Annotated in this window: 5 protein-coding genes; 4 read left to right on the top strand and 1 reads right to left on the bottom strand. The window is 43.6% G+C overall.

What is annotated here, in order from left to right:
• Window positions 1-530: 530 nt before the first annotated feature.
• Entirely contained in the window at window positions 531-773 is a 243-nt protein-coding gene (locus AC1DUA_RS22095) for a hypothetical protein (RefSeq protein ID WP_477501824.1), read from the bottom strand.
• Between the two features lie 127 nt (window positions 774-900).
• Here AC1DUA_RS22095 and AC1DUA_RS22090 point away from each other — a divergent pair, with 127 nt between their 5' ends.
• The 4 genes from AC1DUA_RS22090 to AC1DUA_RS22075 all read left to right on the top strand — a co-directional run.
• On the top strand, window positions 901-1,779 hold the full coding sequence (locus AC1DUA_RS22090; RefSeq protein ID WP_477501823.1) for a methyltransferase domain-containing protein: 879 nt from the start codon (window positions 901-903) through the stop codon (window positions 1,777-1,779).
• 549 nt (window positions 1,780-2,328) lie between these two features.
• Window positions 2,329-3,375 carry a LacI family DNA-binding transcriptional regulator gene (locus tag AC1DUA_RS22085; RefSeq protein WP_477501822.1) on the top strand — a complete coding sequence of 349 codons (1,047 nt, stop codon included), beginning with the start codon at window positions 2,329-2,331 and terminating at the stop codon, window positions 3,373-3,375.
• 147 nt (window positions 3,376-3,522) lie between these two features.
• Window positions 3,523-4,833 (top strand): ABC transporter substrate-binding protein, encoded by a 1,311-nt coding sequence (locus tag AC1DUA_RS22080; protein ID WP_477501821.1) that lies wholly within the window; start codon window positions 3,523-3,525, stop codon window positions 4,831-4,833.
• A 75-nt stretch (window positions 4,834-4,908) separates the two neighbouring features.
• Window positions 4,909-5,286 (top strand): carbohydrate ABC transporter permease (locus AC1DUA_RS22075; protein ID WP_477501820.1); only part of this gene is annotated, 378 nt, incomplete at its 3' end.

Genomic DNA, 5,286 nt, shown 5'->3' with positions numbered 1-5,286 from the left:
GCTGAAGCTCGGTTGCAGTCTCCCCTCCAGGAGTGGGGCTACCGATTTGAGTGGTATTACTTGTAAATAACGCCGAATACTCCTGTTAATATCCGCATTTGGACCACTTTTGGTCGATTAACAGAGATTTCTCCCGTTAATCCGACCGGATTTGGTGGTTTCCGAGTAGCGAACGACGAATTAACAGTAGTTACTTCTGTTATTTCGTGTCCCGGGTCTGTGCAGAGCGGATTAATGGTAGATTTTCCATTTAATTCCTTCGTCTGAACCAAGATAGGCTAAAGTCGCGAGACATGAAACCCAGTTGGTTTCAAGTTTCGATCGTCAGCAGAAACAAACTAGAACCTGACGGTGCAGACACCGTCAGGCCTAGTGTTAGCTACTCTACGTACCTTCCACCATCACACTATTCACCATACAGCCAACTTTCACCTCAATGCCAATAACAAATATCAATAAACCTAGCGTGAACTCCGCTATAGCTCGGTTACAGTCTCTCTCCAGGAGCGGGGGGACTGAATTAAGTGGGATTACTTGTAAATAACGCTGAATACTCCTGTTAATATCCCCATCTGGACCACTTTTGGTCGATTAATAGAGATTTCTCCCGTTAATCCGACCGGATTTGGTGGTTTCCGAGAAGCGAACGACGAAATATCAGTAGTTATATCTGTTATTTCGTTTCCCGGGCCGACGCAGAGCAGATTAACGGTAGATTTTCCAGCTACTGCAGCTGCTGCGAGGAAATCGCCGCTTGCTTCCCGAATGAGCATCGCTCCCGCGCGCTTTTCCCACTAACATGCAGGGATATTTCAAGTTACAGGGAATTAATGTAAGGCACTAACATGATGCCGCAGGAAGCAAGCGACAAATAAAAGAAATTCAAAGAAGGAGTCCTAAATGTCCGATTACTACTGGGATAACAAAATTGAATACTTAAGAAACACAAGGGAGCTGTATTACAACGATGACTACTTGGAGTTTCTAGTGAAGACAGTTTGGAAAATTTCTCTGCCAGTGAACGTCGTCGATTATGGTTGCGGCTACGGATATTTGGGGCTGAAGCTGTTACCGTTGTTGCCTGAGGGATCTACGTATACGGGAATAGACAAAGGAACAGATTTAATCAACACGGCAAGGGAGATCTTCGCAACTCTGCCTTATAAATCTGATTTTATCGTAGCCGATGTGGAAGAGATAGTGATGGACAGAAAGTATGATCTAGCCGTTTGTCATGCGTTATTATTGCATCTGTCAGATGCGAAGAATTTGCTCCAAAAGATGAGTAATAGCGTCATGGATAACGGAATGGTGATCTGCTTTGAGCCACATTGGATTGGCAACATGTCTAATTACAGTTTAAACGGTTCCGATCAAAGTGAAGTGATTCGCTTGGGAATTTTGCAAAAACTATTTGAAAATGATTCCAAAAGCAATGGGAAAGATGGAAATATCGGGATAAAAATACCCGTCTATTTAAGTCAATTAGGCTTAACAAATGTGCAGTGCAGAGTAAGCGATAAAGTTAATTTTCTAGATCCCAATGAGAATCTACAAGAGAGTCAGCGACTGTACAGTGCATTGAGAGAGGAGGGCATAGGTGAGTTTCCTGGAGATGAACGCAAATTTATACACAAATTGATGAACCGAGGGCTGACAGAAAGTGAAGCACAGAGTCAATACGAGGCAGAGCTTTTATTTTCCAAATTGTTCAATGAGAACTCAGTGTTAACTTATGCTCCTAACATGAAGATATCATTCGGCACGGTGAAAAGATGAACAATGAACCTAAAAGACTTTTTAGAAAACCGATCATAGTTGGGGCTGCAGGCTGGGGTATCTTACTATTTTCAGCTTCTACCTGCTACTTGATCTGGTTACTTTCGAATCAATATTCGACCCTGTATGTCTGCTCATTTTTCTTTCTTATATTTCTCGTGGTTTGGACTATTGTCTCCATATTTGGAATTCTACAGGGTTTAGTGGATTACAAAGAGTTGAAATTTATGAAACCCTATCTACAAATTGCCGAAGTTAAGAAGCGGAAGACACTTTTTGTGATCGGACTGCTAGTAAATTTATTATTGATCATGTGCAACAGTGCATTGATTTTCTGGTTATACAAGCTATGGCAAAAGATTTTTCCATAAAATACCGTCTGTTAATCCAGGACAAGCATGTCAGAATTGTGCCGGAAAACAAAAAAATAAATTCTATTCGTAACCATATTGACACAATGTAAGGGTATACATTAATATTTAAGAATGCTCAGGAAAACGTTTGGGCAAGAATTTGGATCTTGGTTTTGGACAAAAAGGAGCTGTCACTATGCCTACACTTAAGGATATCGCTGATTTAGTGGGCGTCTCCATTTCAACAGCCTCGCGGGTGGTTAGAAATGATACAAGCAGGCATATTAATCCGGAGACGAGGGCCAAAGTATGGGAGGCCGTTCGTCAGCTCGATTACACGCCGAATGAGTCAGCACGCCATCTCGTGAATAAGCAGAAAACCGAGAAGAGACAGACCAAACAAATCGGCTGTATTATTCAAACGGCACGACTCARTGACGATCATCCCTACTATTCGCCGATAATTACGGCTTTTACCAAAAAGATTCTGGAATCAGGCTATTCGTTAGCCTTCATACATACCTCGGGTGAACTCGCGGACGATGCGTTGCTTCATCGCTGCATCCATGATATTCAGGTGGATGGCATCATCATCGTAGGTGAAGTTGGCCCGACAATCCTTGACTATTTGCAAAAGGTGGAGGACCTAGTCTTGATTGGCATTTGCACCAATGGGACCGAGATTACAATGGTTGACTACGATCGCATCCACGCTGCCAAATCGGCTGTCGATCACCTCATTGCACAGGGGCACCGTTCCATCGGATTTGTTGGCGGACCAGGGCATACGGGTGAGCTTAACAGTGAAGAGAGGTTCCAAGGCTTCAAATTTGCTATGTATGATGCGGGCATTCCCTTACACAAAGACTGGGTGATAGACACCCGCTGGGAAATTGACCGCAGTTATGAATATGTGAAAGAGCAATTGAAGCGGCCAGATGTGGAGCGGCCAACAGCGATTTTTTCGGCAAGTGATCAATTGGCTATACCCGCTATGCGCGCTGTGATCGAGAGTCAGCTTCGGATTCCAGAGGATATCGCTTTCATCTCGATGGATAATATTGATTTCGCGCAATATACAACCCCACCGTTATCCTCGGTGCATGTACCGAAAGTCGAGATCGGCATGACGGCCGCCGCAACCTTGTTGGAAATGTTAAGAGGAGAGCAGCTGGCTTTATCCAAAGTATTGCTGCCGCATAAAATTATTGTGAGAGATTCGTCCAGATTCGTTAGAAACTAATTTTTTTTAATACTCAGGATAACGTTATCCTGAGTTTGGCGCCAAACTCAAGTTTATTACTTCAAGGAGGTGAAATCAGCTTTTACGGGTTCCAATTTTAGCAGGGTCATGATTCTTTCACAAAAATTAAAAAAGGGTGATTGCGAAATGGTAAAGAATGCAAAAAAGGTCGTCTGCTTAGCAATGTTGTCTTCAATGGTTGTTGTAAGTGCCTGCGGTAGTTCAACTACATCTGATCCCGTCTCATCCGGAACACCTGCAAGTAATGCTAAAGCAACAGCTGCCGCTAGCGGTGAAAAAGTAACCATTACTTACGGCGGTTGGGGGCTGGATACGATGACGGAGGTCATCAAAGCCTTTCAAGCCAGCCATCCAAACATTGAAGTAAAAGCAGAGAATACACCGTATAAGCAATATTTCACCAAATTGGAAACAGCGGCACAAGGCGGAACGATGCCTGACGTCCTGTGGATGAACGGGCCAAACTTCATCAAATACGCTGAAAATAAAATGTTATTGGATTTGACCGAAAACATCAAAAAAGATCAACTAGATCTTAAAAATTATCCGACATCACTCGTTTCTCTGTACAGCCTAAGCGGTAAAAATTACGGAATTCCGAAGGATTATGACACGATTGGATTATGGTATAACAAGAAGCTTTTTGATGAAAAAGGAGTAGCTTATCCAGACGGTACTTGGGATTGGAACAAGTTAACAGAAGCTGCTAAGAAGCTAACTGATCCTGGCAAAGGCATTTATGGCTTCGCAGCACCAATGATGAATCAAGAGGATTACTATAATACGATTCTTCAAGCGGGTGGCACTATTATCTCCGACGATCACAAAAAGTCGGGTTATGATCAGCCAGAAGCGATCGAGGGTTTGAAATTTTTAACGGATCTCATTCAAGTGCATAAAGTCTCGCCTACATTGGCGCAAATGACAGAAACGGCTCCTTCGGATTTATTCACTTCCGGCAAGCTAGCGATGTATTTCGACGGCTCATGGGCAGCTTTCACGATTAATCAAAATGCCGAAATGAAAAACATTGCCGATGTTGCGCCGCTTCCGAAAGGGAAGAAGCAAGGCGTTGTGATTCACGGATTAGGTCATGTCATCTCCGCGAATTCCAAGCATCCGAAAGAAGCATGGGAATTTGTGAAATTCCTTGGTTCGAAGGAAGCAGCAGAAGTTGCTGCTAAGCAAGGCGGAGCGATCCCTGCATTCAAAGGCTCTGAAACAGCCTGGTTAGCGTCATTCCCGCAATACCATGCCAAAGCATTCATCGACATGACAGAGTATGCTTCACCATATCCGGTCTCCAAGAATACATCCGTTTGGACAACCTATGAAACTGAGATTTTGAAAAATGCATGGACAGGGGATAAACCGGTAGCTGACGCAGCCAAAGAGCTCGGCGCCAAAATGAATCAAGCGCTTGCTGCAGAAAAATAAGCTTTAGGTAGGGAGGTTCGCTTGCTAGTAGAGCGAATCTCCCTCCACACTACACTCATGGGAGCGTGAGTACTCATGCGAATCAGCTCGAAACGCCGGTCCGATTGGATGTGGGCGTACATCATGATCACACCTTTAATGCTTGGTTTGCTCGTTTTCTACATTTGGCCCGTGTTTCAAACCTTTTATTTCTCATTCACGGATTGGGGTTCATTCGGCAAGTATACTTGGTCAGGTATGGCGAATTATAAGCAGCTTTTTACAGATAAAGATCTGCTGTATGCCTTTCGGAATACGGGGATCTACATCATAACGGCTGTTCCTGTCGGCATTATTTTATCCATCATATTAGCTGTTTTGCTGAATCAAAAGGTAAAGGGGTTATCGGTTTATAGAACCCTATATTTTCTTCCTGTAGTCACGATGCCTGCAGCGGTAGCGATGGTGTGGAAG

Source organism: Paenibacillus sp. 01T422, from assembly GCF_056398785.1.
The sequence above is the reverse complement of the archived record's forward strand: the minus strand, read 5'-3'. Positions and strand labels throughout refer to the sequence as shown.

Bases quoted from the DNA above. Each gene is read 5' to 3' on its own strand.
- AC1DUA_RS22095 (WP_477501824.1), bottom strand. From the start codon at position 773: ATGCTCATTCGGGAAGCAAGCGGCGATTTCCTCGCAGCAGCTGCAGTA.
- AC1DUA_RS22090 (WP_477501823.1), top strand. From the start codon at position 901: ATGTCCGATTACTACTGGGATAACAAAATTGAATACTTAAGAAACACA.
- AC1DUA_RS22080 (WP_477501821.1), top strand. From the start codon at position 3,523: ATGGTAAAGAATGCAAAAAAGGTCGTCTGCTTAGCAATGTTGTCTTCA.